The sequence below is a fragment of the Dactylosporangium maewongense genome (assembly GCF_039531485.1).
Lineage (GTDB): Bacteria > Actinomycetota > Actinomycetes > Mycobacteriales > Micromonosporaceae > Dactylosporangium > Dactylosporangium maewongense.
Window position 1 is genome coordinate 237,139 of the sequence record NZ_BAAAQD010000005.1, and the last position, 16,371, is coordinate 253,509.

General features: G+C 72.5%; 17 protein-coding genes. 10 read left to right on the forward strand and 7 right to left on the reverse strand.

The features are described 5' to 3' along the window. Window positions 1-9 precede the first annotated feature (9 nt). The 3 genes from ABD332_RS15345 (at window position 10) to ABD332_RS15355 (ending at window position 2,679) form a co-directional block, all read left to right on the forward strand. Entirely contained in the window at window positions 10-972 is a 963-nt protein-coding gene (locus tag ABD332_RS15345; protein ID WP_344502552.1) for a hypothetical protein, read from the forward strand. A gap of 3 nt (window positions 973-975) precedes the next feature. Then, the gene (locus tag ABD332_RS15350; protein WP_344502553.1) at window positions 976-2,193 is read left to right on the forward strand and encodes an adenylosuccinate synthetase; all 1,218 of its coding nucleotides are present in this window, start codon (window positions 976-978) and stop codon (window positions 2,191-2,193) included. Between the two features lie 87 nt (window positions 2,194-2,280). Further along, the gene (locus tag ABD332_RS15355; protein ID WP_344502554.1) at window positions 2,281-2,679 is read left to right on the forward strand and encodes a hypothetical protein; all 399 of its coding nucleotides are present in this window, start codon (window positions 2,281-2,283) and stop codon (window positions 2,677-2,679) included. Here the strand turns inward: ABD332_RS15355 and ABD332_RS15360 are convergent. Both ABD332_RS15360 and ABD332_RS15365 read right to left on the reverse strand, forming a co-directional pair. Further along, complete coding sequence (locus tag ABD332_RS15360; RefSeq protein WP_344502555.1) at window positions 2,648-3,421, reverse strand: hypothetical protein; 774 nt, start codon at window positions 3,419-3,421, stop codon at window positions 2,648-2,650. The genes ABD332_RS15355 and ABD332_RS15360 overlap by 32 nt on opposite strands. Before the next feature lie 613 nt (window positions 3,422-4,034). Next, entirely contained in the window at window positions 4,035-5,822 is a 1,788-nt protein-coding gene (locus ABD332_RS15365; RefSeq protein ID WP_425552214.1) for a DEAD/DEAH box helicase, read from the reverse strand. Window positions 5,823-5,917: 95 nt separating this feature from the next. On the opposite strand from ABD332_RS15365, the gene ABD332_RS15370 reads away from it, so the two are divergent. Further along, on the forward strand, window positions 5,918-6,328 hold the full coding sequence (locus ABD332_RS15370) for a hypothetical protein (protein WP_344502557.1): 411 nt from the start codon (window positions 5,918-5,920) through the stop codon (window positions 6,326-6,328). Here ABD332_RS15370 and ABD332_RS15375 read toward each other — a convergent pair. The 3 genes from ABD332_RS15375 to ABD332_RS15385 are packed head-to-tail and all read right to left on the reverse strand — an operon-like array spanning window position 6,315 to window position 9,656. Continuing rightward, a complete protein-coding gene (locus ABD332_RS15375; RefSeq protein ID WP_344502558.1) occupies window positions 6,315-6,854 on the reverse strand; it encodes an RNA 2'-phosphotransferase in 540 nt (179 codons plus the stop codon). The two genes, ABD332_RS15370 and ABD332_RS15375, sit on opposite strands and share 14 nt — an antisense overlap. After that, window positions 6,823-8,229 (reverse strand): bifunctional 3-(3-hydroxy-phenyl)propionate/3-hydroxycinnamic acid hydroxylase MhpA, encoded by a 1,407-nt coding sequence (mhpA, locus tag ABD332_RS15380; RefSeq protein ID WP_344502559.1) that lies wholly within the window; start codon window positions 8,227-8,229, stop codon window positions 6,823-6,825. Before mhpA ends, ABD332_RS15375 begins: the two co-directional genes overlap by 32 nt. 14 nt (window positions 8,230-8,243) lie before the next feature. Further along, window positions 8,244-9,656 carry a cellulase family glycosylhydrolase gene (locus tag ABD332_RS15385; RefSeq protein ID WP_344502561.1) on the reverse strand — a complete coding sequence of 471 codons (1,413 nt, stop codon included), beginning with the start codon at window positions 9,654-9,656 and terminating at the stop codon, window positions 8,244-8,246. A gap of 131 nt (window positions 9,657-9,787) precedes the next feature. Between ABD332_RS15385 and ABD332_RS15390 the strand changes: the two genes are divergently transcribed. Then, the gene (locus ABD332_RS15390) at window positions 9,788-10,282 is read left to right on the forward strand and encodes a YciE/YciF ferroxidase family protein (protein WP_344502562.1); all 495 of its coding nucleotides are present in this window, start codon (window positions 9,788-9,790) and stop codon (window positions 10,280-10,282) included. Between the two features lie 57 nt (window positions 10,283-10,339). On the opposite strand, the gene ABD332_RS15395 is transcribed toward ABD332_RS15390, so the two are convergent. Both ABD332_RS15395 and ABD332_RS15400 read right to left on the reverse strand, forming a co-directional pair. Next, window positions 10,340-11,098 carry a S1 family peptidase gene (locus tag ABD332_RS15395; RefSeq protein WP_344502563.1) on the reverse strand — a complete coding sequence of 253 codons (759 nt, stop codon included), beginning with the start codon at window positions 11,096-11,098 and terminating at the stop codon, window positions 10,340-10,342. A gap of 57 nt (window positions 11,099-11,155) precedes the next feature. After that, window positions 11,156-11,929, reverse strand: a complete 774-nt coding sequence (locus ABD332_RS15400) for a putative protein N(5)-glutamine methyltransferase (RefSeq protein ID WP_344502564.1) — start codon at window positions 11,927-11,929, stop codon at window positions 11,156-11,158. A gap of 29 nt (window positions 11,930-11,958) precedes the next feature. On the opposite strand from ABD332_RS15400, the gene ABD332_RS15405 reads away from it, so the two are divergent. From ABD332_RS15405 to ABD332_RS15425, 5 genes are read left to right on the forward strand one after another with little or no spacing between them, the layout of a single operon-like run. Beyond that, the gene (locus ABD332_RS15405; protein WP_344502565.1) at window positions 11,959-12,933 is read left to right on the forward strand and encodes an alcohol dehydrogenase catalytic domain-containing protein; all 975 of its coding nucleotides are present in this window, start codon (window positions 11,959-11,961) and stop codon (window positions 12,931-12,933) included. Beyond that, window positions 12,930-13,361 (forward strand): hypothetical protein, encoded by a 432-nt coding sequence (locus tag ABD332_RS15410; RefSeq protein WP_344502566.1) that lies wholly within the window; start codon window positions 12,930-12,932, stop codon window positions 13,359-13,361. Before ABD332_RS15405 ends, ABD332_RS15410 begins: the two co-directional genes overlap by 4 nt. A 2-nt stretch (window positions 13,362-13,363) precedes the next feature. After that, window positions 13,364-13,993 (forward strand): DUF7919 family protein, encoded by a 630-nt coding sequence (locus tag ABD332_RS15415; protein ID WP_344502567.1) that lies wholly within the window; start codon window positions 13,364-13,366, stop codon window positions 13,991-13,993. 29 nt (window positions 13,994-14,022) lie between these two features. Beyond that, a complete protein-coding gene (locus tag ABD332_RS15420) occupies window positions 14,023-15,198 on the forward strand; it encodes a hypothetical protein (RefSeq protein ID WP_344502568.1) in 1,176 nt (391 codons plus the stop codon). Next, window positions 15,182-15,964 carry an alpha-ketoglutarate-dependent dioxygenase AlkB gene (locus ABD332_RS15425; RefSeq protein ID WP_344502569.1) on the forward strand — a complete coding sequence of 261 codons (783 nt, stop codon included), beginning with the start codon at window positions 15,182-15,184 and terminating at the stop codon, window positions 15,962-15,964. Before ABD332_RS15420 ends, ABD332_RS15425 begins: the two co-directional genes overlap by 17 nt. Window positions 15,965-16,371: the final 407 nt, after the last annotated feature.

Below are 16,371 nucleotides of genomic sequence, written 5' to 3' on the forward strand. Positions count from 1 at the left end.
GAGACCCTCATGGGAAGTGGGATCTGGTCGACCGACGTCTACGACGCCGCCGACCGCTACCGTCGCGCCACCGGCGCCAGCGCGTTCGCGTACAGCGACTCCGGCGCCCGCACCGTCCACAGTGCACTCGACCCGAAGGGCGTCGGCAAGCGCGAGAGCCGGGACTCCGACGAGCACCCCGACTCGGTCGCCATCGCCGTCATGTTCGACGTGACCGGCTCGATGGGCTCCGTGCCCCGGGTGCTGCAGCAGAAGCTGCCGCAGCTGCTCGGTCTGCTGCTACGCAAGGGATACGTGAAGGACCCGCAGATCCTGTTCGGCGCGATCGGCGACGCCACCTGCGACCGGGTGCCGCTGCAGGTCGGGCAGTTCGAGTCGGACAACCGGCTGGACGAGGACCTCGGCCGCTTCGTGCTCGAAGGTGGCGGCGGCGGGCAGATGACCGAGTCCTACGAGCTCGCGATGTACTTCATGGCCCGGCACACCAGCATCGACTGCTACGAGAAGCGCGGCAAGCGCGGGTACCTCTTCATCATCGGCGACGAGCAGGCCTACTCGCGGGTGAAGCCCGGCGAGGTCCGCGACGTCATCGGCGACAAGCTCGGCGAGGCGATCGGCTTGCGGGCGATGGTCGACGAGGTCCGCCGCATGTACGACACGTACTACATCCTGCCCGCCGGCTCGTCGTACGCCGGCAACACCACCATCCTCGACTTCTGGAAGGACCTCCTCGGCCAGAACGTCATCGCCCTCGACGACCTGGACGCGGTGTGCGAGACCATCGCCCTCACGGTCGGCCTCGGGGAGGACTCCATCGACCTGGACGAGGGCCTCGAGGACCTGCGCGAGGCCGGCTCGGCGGCGACCGCGACCGTCGGCAAGGCCCTCGCCCGCATCGGCGGCGGCCGCGCGCCCGTCGCGACCGGCTCGGCGCCCACCATGTCCGGCACCACCAGCGTGGAACGGTTGTAAGCCATGCAGCACGTCATCGTGGTGGACCTCGGATACGGGGACTGCGGCAAGGGGACCGTCGTCGACCACCTCTGCGCCACCCGTGACGTGCACACCGTGGTGCGCTTCAACGGCGGCGCCCAGGCCGCGCACACCGTCGTGCTCGGCGACGGCCGCAAGCACACGTTCGCACAGTTCGGGTCGGGCACGTTCCGGCCCGGCGTGCGGACCCACCTGTCGCGGTTCATGGTCGTCGACCCCCTCACCCTGGCCGCCGAGGCCGACCACCTGGTGGGACTCGGCGTCCACGACGTATGGTCCCGGCTCACCGTCGACCGGGCGGCGCTGCTGTCCACGCCGTACCACCGCGAGGCGAACCGGGCGAAGGAGATCGCCCGGGGCGCCGACCGGCACGGTTCGTGCGGGATGGGCGTCGGGGAGGCCATGGCGTACGCGCTGCGCCACCCCGACGACGCGCCGCGGGCCGGCGACTGCACGGATCCGCCGCTGCTGCGGGCGAAGCTCCGCCGACTCCGCTCCAATTTGGGCGTGGACGGCCCGCCGGTCGACGCGTGCGTCGAGGCGTACGCGGCGTTCGCCACCACCGTGTCCATTGTGGACGGACTGCGGATCGAGGGGCCGTGCGTGTTCGAGGGCGCGCAGGGTGTACTGCTGGACGAGTGGCACGGGTTCCACCCGTACACCACCTGGAGCACGACGACGTTCGCCAACGCCGAGACGCTCCTGGCCGGCGAGCCCGCCTACCGGCTCGGGGTCCTGCGGACGTTCACGACCCGCCACGGCGCGGGCCCGCTCGTCACCGAGGACCCGTCGCTGCCCGTCACCGACCCCAACAACCCCGCGAACCCGTGGCAGGGCGCGTTCCGCGTCGGCCACTTCGACGCGGTCGCGCACCGGTACGCCCTGGACGTCTGCGGCGGCGTCGACGGGCTCGCCCTCACCCACCTCGACACCGCTTCGGCGCATCCGGACCTGCGGATGTGCGTTGACTACGACGGTGTCAAGCCCACCCGCGGCCCGACCGGCGACCTGGACCGGCAGGAGCGCCTCACCCGCGCGATGGCGTCCAGCCGGCCGCGCCTCGTCCCGGTGGACGACTGGACCGCCGCGGTCGAGGAGCAGCTGTCGGCGCCCGTGGTGCTGGAGTCGCACGGCCCCCGCTCGGAGGACAAGACGTCCACCGATTCGGCACCGACGGTGGCCGCCCGGGTGACATGCTGAGGTCCGCACCTCAGTCGCACCACAGTCGAACCTCAGCCGGTCGTGTGACGCTGCCTGCCGACACCTTCGGGAGGGACACGCATGGTCATGGGACTCGGTCGGGGCACGCTCAACGCGGTCCTCCTCGCCACCGCGGCGGGCCTCGCGATCGGCGGCGTCGCCGGCGTCGTGTCCCCCACGTTCGCCGAGGCCGGACCCTCCGCGCCGCACCGGGCCGCCCCCGCGACGGTGGTCACGGACGTCGACGTGCTCACCGGCGACCACATGAGCATCACGGTCCGCTTCAGCAACCCTGGCCGCGCGCCGCGCCACGTCGCCGCCACGGACATCAGCGTGTCCGCCGGTGCCGTCGTCCTTCGCTCCCGTACGACCAGCGCCTTCGACGTCCGGCCGGGCGCCACGGCCACCTCGACGTTCGACTTCGACACCCCGCCGACCGGCGCGTCCCTCACCCTCAACCTGCCGGGTGAGGCGCTCCCCCTCTGAGACCCGTCGCCGCCCGGCGCGCGAGCAGCACCAGCCCGACCGCACCGGCGGCGAGCACCGCGCTCGCGGTGTAGGCGAACGGGTCGAGCACGAACAGGTCGCCGCCCGCCGGGCCGGTCCACCCCGTCAGCGCGCCGAGCAGCGTCCACAGCAGCGCCGCCACCCCGTCGCCGACCATGACGACGAACGGCCCGGCCAGCGCGGTCAGCACCAGCGTCCGCGGCACCCGGCCGGCGCCGAGGCCGGCGACCCCGGCGAACGCGGCGACCACGAGGGTCTGCGCCACCATGTACGCGGCGTTGTTGAGATGCAGCAGCTGGAGCAGCTCATACGTGTCGTCGGCCAGCGCGGTGTACCGGGTCGCGACCGATCGGTGCGCCACCCCGACCGCGCCGCAGCAGATCAGGCCGGCGCCGAGCACCCAGCCGGACCTGACGAGGACCCAGCGCCCGCGCTCCGCCGGCGGGTCACCCCCGGGCCGGCGGGCCAGCAGCGCCGCACCGAGGACCAGCCCGGGCAGCGCCGGCACGAACGCCGCGACGAGCTCCATCCCCAGCACCGCGTCCAGCGCCGCCCCGTGCGGGTAGCAGTCGTTCGGGTCGCCGCACCGCGGCACGCCGGCCTGGTCGAGCTGCCGCTGCACGGTGCCTGCCGCGAACCAGACGTACCCGGTGGCGACTGCGCTCACCACGGCGGCGGCGACCAGATACGGACGGAGCAGCCGCAGCGCAAGCCCCATCATCCGGCGGTCACCTCCGTGATCGTCAGCGGCACCGGACCCGCGGCGAGCCCGGCGGGCGGGTGCCGCGTCGGTCACCGGTGGGTGGTCACCCGCCGTCGCAGACGTCACGGCCCGGCTGGGTGGCCGGCCCCGTCCTGCCCCGCACCGACCGTTCCTCGCGCCGCCTCTAGCATCGCGCCTGGCGCCGTCCCGAGAATGGGACATTCCCCTCCCGAGCACCGCAGTCCGGGCGCGGCCCGCCGGTGCCGCGTGGCCCGGGACGGGGTGACGGCCTGGGAACCGGGACGGCGGCGAGGGTTCACAGGCCGCCGCCGAATGGTTCGACGGCGACTCACATTGGGCGCGCGGGGTCAGTGACTGAGGCGCTCGCGGCGGACGACGGGGCGGCGGCCCTCGCCGCACGGCCTCGGCGGGCTGGGCGCGGCGTCGGTCACCGTCCACCGGTGGGTGGTCACCCGCCTCCGCAGACGTCACGGCCCGGCTGGGCGGCCGGCCCCGTCCTGCCCCGCACCGACCGTTCCTCGCGCCGCCCCAAGCATCGTGCCTGGCGCCGCCCCGGGGATCGGGCCGCCGCCGAGTGGCTCGGCGGCGGGATCGCATGAGGGCGTGGGGGTCAGTGGCTGAAGCGCTCGCGGCGGACGACGGGGCGGCGGCCCTTCAGGGTGGTGCGGCGCAGCGTGTCGATGACCTCTTCGACGGCGCCCTCGGGGACCTCGACCAGGGAGAAGCGGTCGGTGATCTCGATGGCGCCGATGTCGCGGCCGCTCAGGCTCGACTCGCCGGTGATGGCGCCGACGAGGTCCTGGGGGCGGATGCCGGCCGCGCGGCCCGCGCCGACGAAGAGCCTGGTCATGCCGCCGGCCGGTACGCGGCGGCCGCCCGCGTCGCGGCCCCGGCCGCGGCCGTCGGCGTCGCGGACCGCGACCCGGCGGCCGGGACCCGGCCGGTCCCCCGAGCCCGCACCGGACCGCCCATCGCCGACGCCGGAGCCCGAGCCGAACCGGTCGGAGGGCTCGCGGGGCGCGCGGAGGGTGATGTCGGGGATCTCCTCCTGGTCGCCCTCGCCGATACCGGTGGCGTCGTGGGCGATCTTGACCGCGGCCATCGCGATCTCCATCAGGTCGAACTCGTCGCTGAGGGTCTCCACGACGACGCGGAACTGGGTGAGGGCCTCACCGTCGGCGGCGAGCAGCTCGTGGAGGGCGGCACGGGTGAGCTCGAGGCGGCGGGCGCGCAGGTCGGCGACGGTCGGGACCTTCTCGATGAGGATGCGCTGCTTGGTGATCCGCTCGATGGTCTTCAGCATGCGGTGCTCGCGGGGCTCGGCGAGGGTGATCGCGATGCCCTCGCGGCCGGCGCGGCCCACGCGGCCGATGCGGTGGACGTAGGACTCGGGGGCCGAGGGCACGTCGTAGTTGACGACGTGGGTGAGGTGCTCGACGTCCAGGCCGCGGGCGGCGACGTCGGTGGCGACGAGCAGGTCGGCGGTGCCGTTGCGCAGGCGCGCCATGACCCGGTCGCGCTGCTCCTGGCCCATGCCGCCGTGGAGGGCCTCGGCGCGGTACCCGCGGCCGTTGAGCGTCTCGGTGAGCTGGTCGACCTCGTCGCGGGTGCGGCAGAAGACCAGCGCGGCGCCCGGGGCCTCGACGTCGAGGATGCGGCCGAGGGCGGCGGGCTTGTGGGCGCGGCTGACGACGTACGCCACCTGCCGCACCAACGGGGCCTCGCCGGCGGGGGTCGGCGCGCGGCCGATCTGGATCCGGACGGGGTCGTTGAGGTGGCTGCGGGCGAGGCCGTCGATGCGCGGCGGCATCGTGGCGGAGAAGAGCACCGTCTGCCGGTCCTCGGGGGTCTCCTGCAGGATCGCCTCGATGTCCTCGGCGAAGCCCATGTCGAGCATCTCGTCGGCCTCGTCGAGCACGACGACGCGCAGGTCGTGCAGGCGCAGCGTGCCGCGGCTGATGTGGTCGAGGGCCCGGCCGGGGGTGGCGACGACGACGTCGACGCCGTGCTCCAGGGCGCGCAGCTGGCGGCCGATCGGCTGGCCGCCGTAGATCGGCACGACGCGGGTGCCGAGGTCCTTGCCGTAGCGGTGGATCGCCTCGGACACCTGGACGGCCAGCTCGCGGGTGGGCACGAGGATGAGCGCCGAGGGGTTGTCGCCGCCGGGCGAGGGGATCGTCTGCAGCAGCGGCAGCGAGAAGGCGGCGGTCTTGCCGGTGCCGGTGGCCGCCTGGCCGAGCAGGTCACGGCCCTCCAGCATCGGCGGGATCGCCTCGCGCTGGATCGGGGTGGGCTCCTCGTAGCCGAGGTTGGTCAGCGCCTTGAGCAGCTCGTCCCGCAAGCCCAGTTCGGCGAAGCCGGTGTCTTCGGTCACGGTGGGGCTCCTCAATCGCGAAATTCGTGGCTTCTACCAGCATCCCAGGCCCGGCGTCCCGCCGCCTGAGCGGTCTGCCTGGATGTGACCTGCGACCAGCCGACTGGTACAACGAGCGAGTGGCCGATGACGACTGGCAGGCGCAGCGGGCCCGTGCGGTGGCGCACCACGGGGCCGAGCTCGACCGGCGCCGCGCCGCGGAAGCCGAGCAGGCGACGGCGCTTATCGAGCGGTTCGTGGCTGACGCGCTCGCGGCGGGCCTGCCGACCGAGTCGCTGCGGGCCCGCTCGTATGGCGGTCGTTCCTACCGTACGCCGTTGCGCGGCTGGTACCTCAACAGTGAGCACACCATCGCGGTGGGTGACGACGGCCGGTACTACTCGCTGCTGGTGCCGTCGAGCGCGACGGCGTGGCTGACCGGGGTGACGCCGCAGCCGCACGCGCCCCGGCTCATCGTCGGCGAGGGCGGCCGCGACGGCGAGTCGATCCCCCTGCAGAAGGTCCTGGACAGCAAGCTCAGAGACGGATGAACGCGGGCGGCACCTCGTCGGTGAGCCACACGCCGTTGCCTGAGACGTAGAACACGTGGCCGGCCCGGGCCATCTCCCCGGCGAGGACGGTGAGGACGGCGACGGCGCCGCCGCGGCGGGTGCCGACCCGGCGGGCGGTCGCGGTGTCGGGTGACAGGTGCACGTGGTGGCGGCCGCCGCGGTTGAGGCCGGTCGCCTGGATCGACGGCAGGGCGGCGGCGCCGGTGCCGTGGAAGAGCACCTCCGGCGGCTCCTGCGGGGTGAGCCCCAGGTCGACCGGCACGGAGTGCCCCTGGTTGGCGCGGATCCGCTCGACGCCGCCGGGTCCCGTCTCGACCGCGTAGCGCTGCTTGTCGTTGCCGGCGACGACCTCGTCCAGGTCGGCCCGGGTGATGCCCATGGCGTCCAGGAACGTCCCGACGGGCACCCAGCCGCTCGGGTCGAGGGTCAGGCCGACCCGCGCGGGGTCGTGGCGCAGCGCCTTCGACATCCGCTTACTGAGCTTGACCAGCTGCTGGTGATCCATGGCCGTTCCATTGTCGGCCCCGCCGCAACCGGATAACGACGCGGTCCGGCCGGATCAGGACCGCGCGGCGCCGGCCCATCCAGCGCCGCAGCGCGCCGGACGGGTCGAACTCGGGCGTCACCGCGATCACCGTGGCGCCGCCGTGCTTCATGACGACGCCGGGCCGGGTGAGGACCGCCCAGCCGTCGCCGAGCGCCTCGTCGAGCCGGACCGTCCGGCCGGAGCGCACCACGAACGGCTGCGGGGCGAGGGGGCCGACCCCGCGCAGCGGCGGGCTGGTGGAGCGCAGCGCGAGGCCCTTCAGGCCGGGCAGCCGCCACACCGCGCCGAGCACGACCCGCCGCACCGCCGCCGCGCGGTCCTGGCCCCCGGTCATCGCCCACCCCGCCACGATCGCGAGCCGGATCTGCGCCTTCGCGTGCGGTTTGCGTTCGCGCTGGAACGAGTCGAGCGCCGACGGGTCGCCGGAGGCGCGCCAGGCCGCCAGCTTCCACGCGAGGTTGTAGGCGTCGCGCAGGCCGGCGCCGAGTCCCTGGCCGATGAACGGCGGCGTCTGGTGGGCCGCGTCGCCGAGCAGGAACACCGTGCCGCGCCGCCACGTGTCGGCGATCCTGGCCCGGAACGTGTACTGCGCCGCCCGGACCACCGTCACCGCCGCACCGGCCCGCCAGGGCGCGAGCAGCTCGTCCACGTCGAGCGCCGGCTCGCCGTCGTGCATCCGGAACTCCCACCTGTACCGGCGAGACCCCAGCTGCATGAAGGTGGCGGCGCGACGCGGGTCGCAGATCTGGTGGACGCCGCCCCACGCGTCGAGGTCCCGGTCGGTGACGCCGTCGACCACCAGCCACCGCTCCTCGAACCCGAGGTCCTCCAGCTCGGCGCCGATGGCCGCCCGGACGGTGCTGTTGGCGCCGTCGCAGCCGAGCACCGCCGACGCCCGCAGCGACGACCCGTCGGCGAGGGTCACCGAGGTGGACGTGACCCCGGTGACGGTGACCCCGCCGCGGAACTCGATCAGCGGCAGCTCGGCGACCCGCGCGCGCAGCAGCCGCTCCAGGTCGGGCTGGTCGAACATGTTGGCCTGCGGCCAGCCGTGCGGGCCGGGCCCCGGGTCGCGGCGGAACTCGGCCATCACCCGGTGCCTGCCGTCGAGCAGCCGCAGCCCCAGCCCCGGCCGGCTGACCGCGGCGAACGCGTCGGCGACGCCGAGCTCCTGCAGGATGCGCATGACCTCGTCGTCGACGTGGACGGCCCGGGGCAGCGGATACGGCTCGGGGTAGCGATCCAGCAGCAGGCACGGCACGCCGCGCTGGGCGAGCAGGATCGCGGAGGCGGCACCGACCGGTCCCGCCCCCACGATCACCACTGGGTCCACGCGGCGAGGGTACGTTATGCGCAGCGCGTCCCGTTGAGCGTGAACGCGGTCGGCGCGGTGTTCGTGCCGTTCCAGTTGGACAGGAACCCGAACGTCACGGTGCCGCCGGCGGGGATGCTCGCCGTGTAGCTCACGCTGGTCCAGGTGACCGCGGCGCCGGACTGGGCGTAGGTGGCGCCCCACGACTGGGTGACGACCTGGCCGTTCGCGAAGCTCCAGGTCAGCGTCCAGCCGTTGATCGCGCTGGCACCGGTGTTCGTCACCTTCACGTCGCCCTGGAACCCGCCCTGCCACTGGTTGGTGACGCTGTACGCGACCTTGCACGCGCCGGACGGCGGCGGGGACGACGACCTCGACGGCGACGGCGACACCGACCGGGAGGGCGACGGGGACACCGAACGGGACGGCGACACCGACGACGTCGGCGACGTGACCCCGCCGTAGACGGTGGCCTCCTTGGCGGTGGCCTTGATGCCGTTGGCGCCGTTGAAGATGCGCTCGCCCCAGCTGGTGAGCTGCGCGGGGTTGAAGCCGGTCACCATGTCGAGGTACTCGACGCCGCCGCCGTTGCCGCTCCACGACCAGCCGAGGTAGCCGATCCGCAGCGACTGGGTGGTCGCCATGATGGTGTCCTCGTCGGGGTTGCCGTCGGAGTGGTTGAACCCGAACTCCCCGACGACGATCGGCAGCTTCGCGGTGACGAACCGGTTGAGATAGTCGTTGATCTCCGCGGCGGTGTCGAACACGCCGTACATGTGGATCGAGAACACCGTGTTCTTCAGCGGGTCGGCGGCGAAGACGGTCGCCGCGTTGTCGCGCATCGTGAAGGACCAGTCCTGGCCCCAGTTGGGCGCGTCGACCATGATGGTGTGCTCGAACCCGTTGCTGCGCAGGCGCTTGACCGCGTTGGCGGTGTCGGTGGCCCAGTTGGCGACGGTGGCGGCGTTGTTGCCGTAGGGCTCGTTGCCGATGTTCACGATGACGTACTTCTCCTGGCCGGCGAGGGCGCTCTTGACGCTCAGCCAGTAGTCGACCGCCCGGTCGAGGGTGATCGCGCCGCTCTGCTCGCCGTAGCCGGTGGTGTCGTGCGCCTCCAGGACGCAGATGAGCCGGTTGGCCTTGCACAGCGACACGACGTTGGCGACGTCGGCGGTGTCGTTCTTCGTCCAGCGGTCGCCGGTGGCGAGCACGACCCGGACGCTGTTCGCGCCGAGCGCCTTGATGTTGGCGAACGAACTGGTCTGCGTCGGGTACCAGGTGTGCGCGTGGCTGACGCCGCGCATGACGAACTCGGCGCCGTTGGCGTCGTAGAGCCGGCCGTTGCTGACGGTGAAGCCGGTCGCCGCCGACGCCGGCTGCACGGCGACGAGCAGCGACACCACGACCGCCAGCGCCGCGGCCGCCGCGAGGGTGATCCGCGTTCTCATGTTGGTCCTCCTAGGGGGTGTTGGACGCAACATATGAAGCGGTTCAGTTCACGGTCAACGATGTCAGCGCCGGGCCGCAGGTCGGCCGCGCGAGCGGTGTGAAACTTGCAGCGCCGGGTAGCTGGGGCCGCATGACCATCGACAATCCGTCCGACCTGTTCCTCTACGAGCTGTCCGGCATGTACGACGCCGAGCGCAAGAGCAACCATCTCGTCGGCGAGATGCTCGGCCAGGCCGAACAAAGCCCCCTCGCCCAGATCCTGCGGGCCCAGCAGCAGCAGGGACAGCAGAAGATCCAGAACATCGAGACGTGCTTCGCGATGATGGAGATGGAGCCGGTCGAGGTGCCGTGCTCGACGCTCGACGGGATGCGGGCGGAGTTCCAGGCGTTCGCCGGCCAGCGGCCCTCCACCGAGGCGATGGAGATCTACGCCGTGGACGCGGAGACGAAGCTGGCGCACTTCGGCATCGCCGGCTACCGCGGACTGATCGACAAGGCGCTGCTCATGGGCGAGACGCAGTGCGCGCAGATCCTGCAGACCAACCTGGTGCAGAAGCAGGAGAACGCGGGGACGTTCGAGCGGATCAGCCACGAGCTCGGCCAGCGGGTGGCGATGCAGATCTGAGGCAGATCTGAGGCCCGTAGGGGGCCCCGACATCGGGCCCCCTCCGGTCCTCCGGGGTCAGCCCCCGAGACTCGCCGCAGCGGAGGCGATCGCCGAGGCGAACGTGCTCACCTGCGTGTAGACGCCCGGGTAGTTCGGGCGGGCGCAGCCGTTGCCCCAGCTGACGATGCCGACCTGGATCCAGGCGTTGGCGGCGTCGCGGCGGAACATCGGGCCGCCCGAGTCGCCCTGGCAGGTGTCGGTGCCGCCGGCGGCGTACCCGGCGCAGATCTCGTCGTTCGGGATCAGGTCCGGGTAGGAGTTGTCACAGGTCGAGTCCGCCACGTACGGCACGGTCGCCTTGAGCAGGTAGCGCTGCTGCGCGCCGCCCTCACGCGCCGCACCCCATCCCGCGACGGTGAAGGTGCCGGTGTTGTACGTGGTGTTCGTCGCGATCGGCAGCAGGGCCAGGCCGCTGACGGGCGACGCGAGCCGGATCAGCGCCCAGTCCTTGCCGTTGCCGTTGTACCCGGGTGCCCGGTACACGTAGTTGGATTTGACCTGGACGCGGCTGGCCGACTGCAGGTCGACCACGCCCAGCGTCGCGGTGATGCTGGTGTTGGTGCCGGTGGCGCCCACACAGTGCGCGGCGGTGAGCACCAGCCGCGGGCTGTACAGCGCGCCGCCGCAGCCCATCGAGAGCCGCACCATGAACGGGAACTCGCCCTGCGCCGCACGGGTGCCGCCGACGACGTCCTGCTGGGCGTGCGCGACGCCCGGCAGCACGCCGACGGTGGCGATGACGGCGGTCAGGACCGCCAGGAACCTTCGAACCATCCGGAGCCTCCCCAACGAGTTGGATGATGGGGAGGATGGTATCCATCGATTCGATACTTATGGATATATCGTCCGGCTCATACTGCCGACCACGACGCTGGTCTCGGTCTCCGGGTCGGTGACGGTCGTCGGCGTCAGGCCGCTCCCGGCGAGGACCGCGTGGACCGCGTCCAGCTGGGCGTCGCCGGCCTCGGTCAGCAGGCGCCCGTCGCGGGCCAGCCAGCGCGGCGCCTCGGCCGCGACCCGGCGCAGCACGCGCAGGCCGTCGTCGCCGCCGTCGAGCGCGGCCCGCCGCTCGTGCACCCGGAACTCCTCGGGCAGGAACGCGATCTGCGCCGTCGGCACGTAGGGCACGTTCGCGAGGAGCACGTCGACCCGCCCGCGCAGGTCCTCCGGGAGCGGGTCGAAGAGGTCACCCTCGTACACCTCGGCGTGCGGGAGGTTCCGTCGCGCGCAGGCCACCGCGGCCGGGTCGACGTCGGCCGCCACCAGCCTCGTTCCCTCCCTGCCGCGGGTCGCGACCGCGCCGAGCGCCCCCGTGCCGCAGCACAGGTCCAGCACCGTGTGTCCACTGTGGATGAACGTGCGTGCGGTGACGGCCAGGAGCTCGGTGCGGTGGCGCGGGATGAACACCCCGTCCTCGATGGCGAACCGTTCGCCCGCGAACAACGCCCACCCGACGAGGTACTCGATGGGGTACCCCTGCACCCGCCGCTCGACGAGCGTCGCCAGCCGTTGTCCGTCGCCGGCGGCCGCCTCGGTGAGCAGCGCGGCCTCGTCCTCGGCGAACACGCATCCGGCGGCGCGCAGCCGGTCAATAACCGTGGGCACGCCGCACTGTAGCGCTGCTAGTCTGACCTGTGCGCGCGGTTATGCTGTCCGGCCCGGGTCCCGTGTCCAACCTGAGCGTCGTCGAGGTGCCGACACCGTCGCCACCGCCGGGCTGGGTCAGGATCCGCGTGCGGGCGTTCGGGCTCAACCGGTCGGAGCTGCACACCCGCCTCGGCCTCGCGGAGGGCGTGGTCTTCCCCCGCGTCCCGGGCATCGAGGCGACGGGCGTGGTGGACGACCCGGGTGACTCCTCGTTCACCGTCGGCCAGCAGGTCGCCACGATGATGGGCGGGATGGGCCGCACCTTCGACGGCGGCTACGCCGAGTACACGGTCGTGCCCGCCGCGCAGGTCATCCCGTTCGTGTCCGAACTGCCGTGGCCCGCGATCGGCGCCGTGCCGGAGACGCTGCAGACGGCGTACGGCTCCCTCGTCACCGCCCTGGACCTGCGGCCCGGCCAGACGCTGCTGATCCGCGGCGGCACGTCGTCGGTCGGCCTGGCCGCCGCCGCCCTCGCCCGCGACCTCGGCGCGACCGTGCTGTCCACGACCCGCTCCCCCGGCCGCTTCGCGGCGCTGACCGCGGTCGGCGTCACCCACCCGCTCGTCGACGACGGCTCGGTCGCCGCTCAGGTCAGGGCGCTGTTCCCGGACGGCGTCGACGCGGCCCTGGAGCTCGTCGGCACCCCCACCCTGCCCGACACGCTGGCCGCGACCCGCGTCCGGGGCACGGTCTGCTTCACCGGCATGCTGTCCAACGAGTGGCTGGTCCGCGACTTCTACCCCATCGGCTACCTGCCGACCGGTGTCCGCCTGACCGCCTACGGCGGCGAGGCGAGCGACCTGCCACCCGCGGTCCTGCAGCGGTTCCTCGACCGGATCGCCGCCGGTGAGGTGACGCTCGGCCCGGTCCACACGTACGCGATGGACGACATCCGCACCGCCCACACCGACCTGGAGCGGGGCACCCACGTCGGCAAGCTGGTCGGGCTGCCCCTCCCGTGACGCCGTCCTTCGAGCAGCTCGTCGAGGAGGCCCTGGCCGCCCCGGTCGCCGGCTGGGACTTCACCTGGCTCGCCGGTCGATCGCACGGCGGCGACCCGTCCTGGTCCTACCCCGCCCTCGCCCGCCCGCTGATCGCCGGCGCGTCGTCGCTGCTGGACGTCGACACCGGCGGCGGCGAGCTCCTGGCCTCCCTCGCCCCGCTCCCCCCGCGCACCGTCGCGACGGAGTCCTGGGCACCGAACGTCCCGGTCGCCGCCGCCCGCCTGTCCCCGCTCGGCGTCGGCGCCCTCGTGTTCCACCTGCGCATGGTCTCCTGGCAGATCCCCGACTTCACGGTCACCCGCTACGAGCCCGCGCTGCGCCGCCTGCACGCCGCCGGCCCCGTCGTCGTGCACGCCCACCGCTTCCTGATCCACGCGGTGCGGTAGCCGTGGAGTACCCCGACCTGTCGCCGTACGAGTATTACGAGTTCCCGCTCCCGATGCGCAACGTCGGCTGGCTGGGACCCTCCTTCATCCCGCGACCGCCCGCCCCGGACGTCGACCCGCGACCCCTGCGCGCCGCCTCCCGCGCGCGGTCCAACGTGATGCTCGGCTGGCACGACTGCCCGTGGTGCCCCGGCACGACCGCCCCCCACGACGGCAACGGCGAATACCACTACTACGCCCACGACGGCGAGGTGTACGCCGCCCCGGTCATGCTCCTGCACTACGTCGAGGTGCACGGGTACCGCCCGCCGGAGCAGTTCCTGCAGGCCCTGCGGGTGCCCGGCGAGCTGCCCTGGGACGACCGCGCCGAACGCCTCGCCACCCTCCTGTTCGACCCGTCCGAGGATGTGCCGCTGCGCGCCGCCGGCATCGTCGACCTCGCGTCCTGGAAGCACCCCCGTACCATCGACGTCCTCCTGCGGGCGGCCCACGACCCGCAACTCGTCGACGCCGGCGTCGACATCGGCCGCGCCCTCGCGCTGCTGCCCTACGACGTCCCCGCCGATGACCTGCCCGAGCTCGTCCGCTGGGGCTTCGACCTGCAACGCACCAACGACGGTGCCAACCCGTGACGTCGCATTCGAATGGCAGGTACAGCGCCATGCACACCGCAGAGGCCCGCATCGAGGACGCGGGCAACATCCTGGTCGCGCCGGCGGCCCTGCACGACGATCCGCTGGTCAGGGACTTCTTCGGGGCCGTGAGCACGCCGCAGGAGCTGCCCGCCGTGCATCGCAGGACCGTCTACCTGTGCGGCGACGTGTCCAGCATCGGCGCGCACGCGCTCGACGGGGCCGCGCGGGTGTTCGTCGTCAAGGAGCTCTCGCACGGCCACGACGGCGCGCCCTGGCCGGTCGTCGACCTCGGGCAGGTTCCAGTCCGCGTCCACGGCGCCGGCGTGTACTACCGGCGGTTCTTCGACCCCGGCGCCGGCCACTTCGGCCGGATCAGCTCGGAGCACGCGTTCCAGTCCCTCACGGAGTCCACCAAGCCCGGCACCGCCCACCGCACCGGGATCTACCTGACCCCCGTCACACGGGACGGCGCCGACCTGCACTTCCGCCTGCTCCGGTGCTCCACGAACCTCTCAGGCCCGACCGAGAACTTCGCCGCGACCGACACGCGCATCGTCGAGGCCCTGAACCGGGAGGCCGCCCACGTGTTCCGGGGCCACGCCCCGCTGAACCACGTCCTCGCGCAGATCTACCACAACACCCCGGGCACCGACGAGCGCAAGCAGTCCAAGGCCAAGATCTCGGCGCACGCCGACAAGACCAAGGACATGCCCGGCAACGGCGTCATGGCCTTCTGCACCTTCTACGACGGGCTCGACAAGCTGCGCCCCCTGGGACCCTTCGACCACGGCCTGAACGGTGTCAGCGGGCTCACCAGGCTGCACTTCCGGCTCAAGGCGCCGGCCGACCTTCCGGAGCAGTTCACCCTGACCCTCTATCCCGGCTCCGTGTTCTTCATGCCGCTGTCCACGAACCGGCTGTACACGCACGAGGTCCGGCCCCCGACCCTGGACGCCGGGCTGCTGCCGACCCGCCTCGGTTATGTGGTCCGCTGTTCGAGCGCCGAGGCCGTGCACAGGGACGGGCAGACGTTCCTCAAGACGGACGCCGGTCCGGTCGAGCTGGGACCGCCCACGCCGGAGGGCATGGCCGAGCTGCGCAGGTTGTACGCCGAGGAGAACCGGACCCAGTCGTTCGTCCACTACGGCGACGAGCTGCGCTTCAGCATGAACTCGGGGGACTACCTTGCACCCCGGGTCTGAGTTCCGCTCGTACACCCTGACCGCCGGCGGAAACCCGTTCGAGGAGCTGTTCGCGTCGGTGCGGTTCGAACCGGTGGGCAAGGGCCGGCTGGGCGCCGTCCTGGTCGGGACCGGCGAGACGGGTGACGTGCCGATCGTGCGCACCACCACCCGCTACAGCCTGCCCGCGCAGCGTTTTCCGCCGGTGTACGAGCGGCTGGCGCGACAGGTCCAGGCCTGCGCGGCGCTCCCTGCCGCCTTCAACAACGCGCTCGTCGAGAGCTACACGAACGCGTACACCACCATGGGCGGCCACAGCGACCAGGCCCTCGACCTCGCGGACGGGTCGTCCATCGCCGTCTTCTCCTGCTACGAACGACCCGAGGTGCACCCACCGCGGAAACTGGTCGTCGAGCCGAAGGAGCCCGGCGGCGCCACCTACGAGATCCCGATGCCCCACAACAGCGTCATCGTGTTCTCCCTCGACACCAACCGCCGCCACCGCCACCGGATCATGCTGGACAGACCCGCCCAGATGCCCGAGAACCGCTGGCTGGGCGTGACCTTCCGGACATCGAAGACCTTCGTCCGCCACCACGACGGCCATGCGACCCTGTCCAACGGCGCGCACCTGACCTCAGCCGACGCCGCCCAGCAACACGAGTTCTTCCTGCTGCGGCGCCGCGAGAACACCGAAACGGCCTTCACCTACCCTCCGCTGACGTACACCCTCAGCAACAGCGACCTACTGCCACCCCTCACCACCCCACCGACTGACCCACTGTGAACAGGATGGACACCAGTCGCTCGACGAGGTCCTTCTCGAGCGCCAGTGGGACGGCGGGCAGTCGAACACGACAGGACAGCGCGGCGAACACGACGGAAGGGACCCGACAGGTGGACGGCCAGATGCGGTAGGACCGGCCAGCCGCGACGGCCTGTACAGGTATGAGGGACTCCAGCCGCGGGAGCAGCGCTCGTGGTGGAGGTGTTCCCACAGCCCGTGCATGGTCCACTCGATGAACCGGCGGTGCACCGTCGGCCGGGACACCCCGAAAGCCCTCGAGGGCAGCTTCCGCCACGAACAGCAGATCATGCCCAAGACCACAACCTCACCAGCTGAGACCCCTAGACTCGGTGCGGCTCCAGGGCGGCTCGGTGCGCCACCGGCAAGCGGCGCGCCACCGGGAATTG

Bases quoted from the DNA above. Each gene is read 5' to 3' on its own strand.
- ABD332_RS15345 (WP_344502552.1), top strand. From the start codon at position 10: ATGGGAAGTGGGATCTGGTCGACCGACGTCTACGACGCCGCCGACCGC.
- ABD332_RS15350 (WP_344502553.1), top strand. From the start codon at position 976: ATGCAGCACGTCATCGTGGTGGACCTCGGATACGGGGACTGCGGCAAG.
- ABD332_RS15355 (WP_344502554.1), top strand. From the start codon at position 2,281: ATGGGACTCGGTCGGGGCACGCTCAACGCGGTCCTCCTCGCCACCGCG.
- ABD332_RS15360 (WP_344502555.1), bottom strand. From the start codon at position 3,421: ATGATGGGGCTTGCGCTGCGGCTGCTCCGTCCGTATCTGGTCGCCGCC.
- ABD332_RS15375 (WP_344502558.1), bottom strand. From the start codon at position 6,854: ATGGATCACCAGCAGCTGGTCAAGCTCAGTAAGCGGATGTCGAAGGCG.
- ABD332_RS15385 (WP_344502561.1), bottom strand. From the start codon at position 9,656: ATGAGAACGCGGATCACCCTCGCGGCGGCCGCGGCGCTGGCGGTCGTG.
- ABD332_RS15390 (WP_344502562.1), top strand. From the start codon at position 9,788: ATGACCATCGACAATCCGTCCGACCTGTTCCTCTACGAGCTGTCCGGC.
- ABD332_RS15395 (WP_344502563.1), bottom strand. From the start codon at position 11,098: ATGGTTCGAAGGTTCCTGGCGGTCCTGACCGCCGTCATCGCCACCGTC.
- ABD332_RS15420 (WP_344502568.1), top strand. From the start codon at position 14,023: ATGCACACCGCAGAGGCCCGCATCGAGGACGCGGGCAACATCCTGGTC.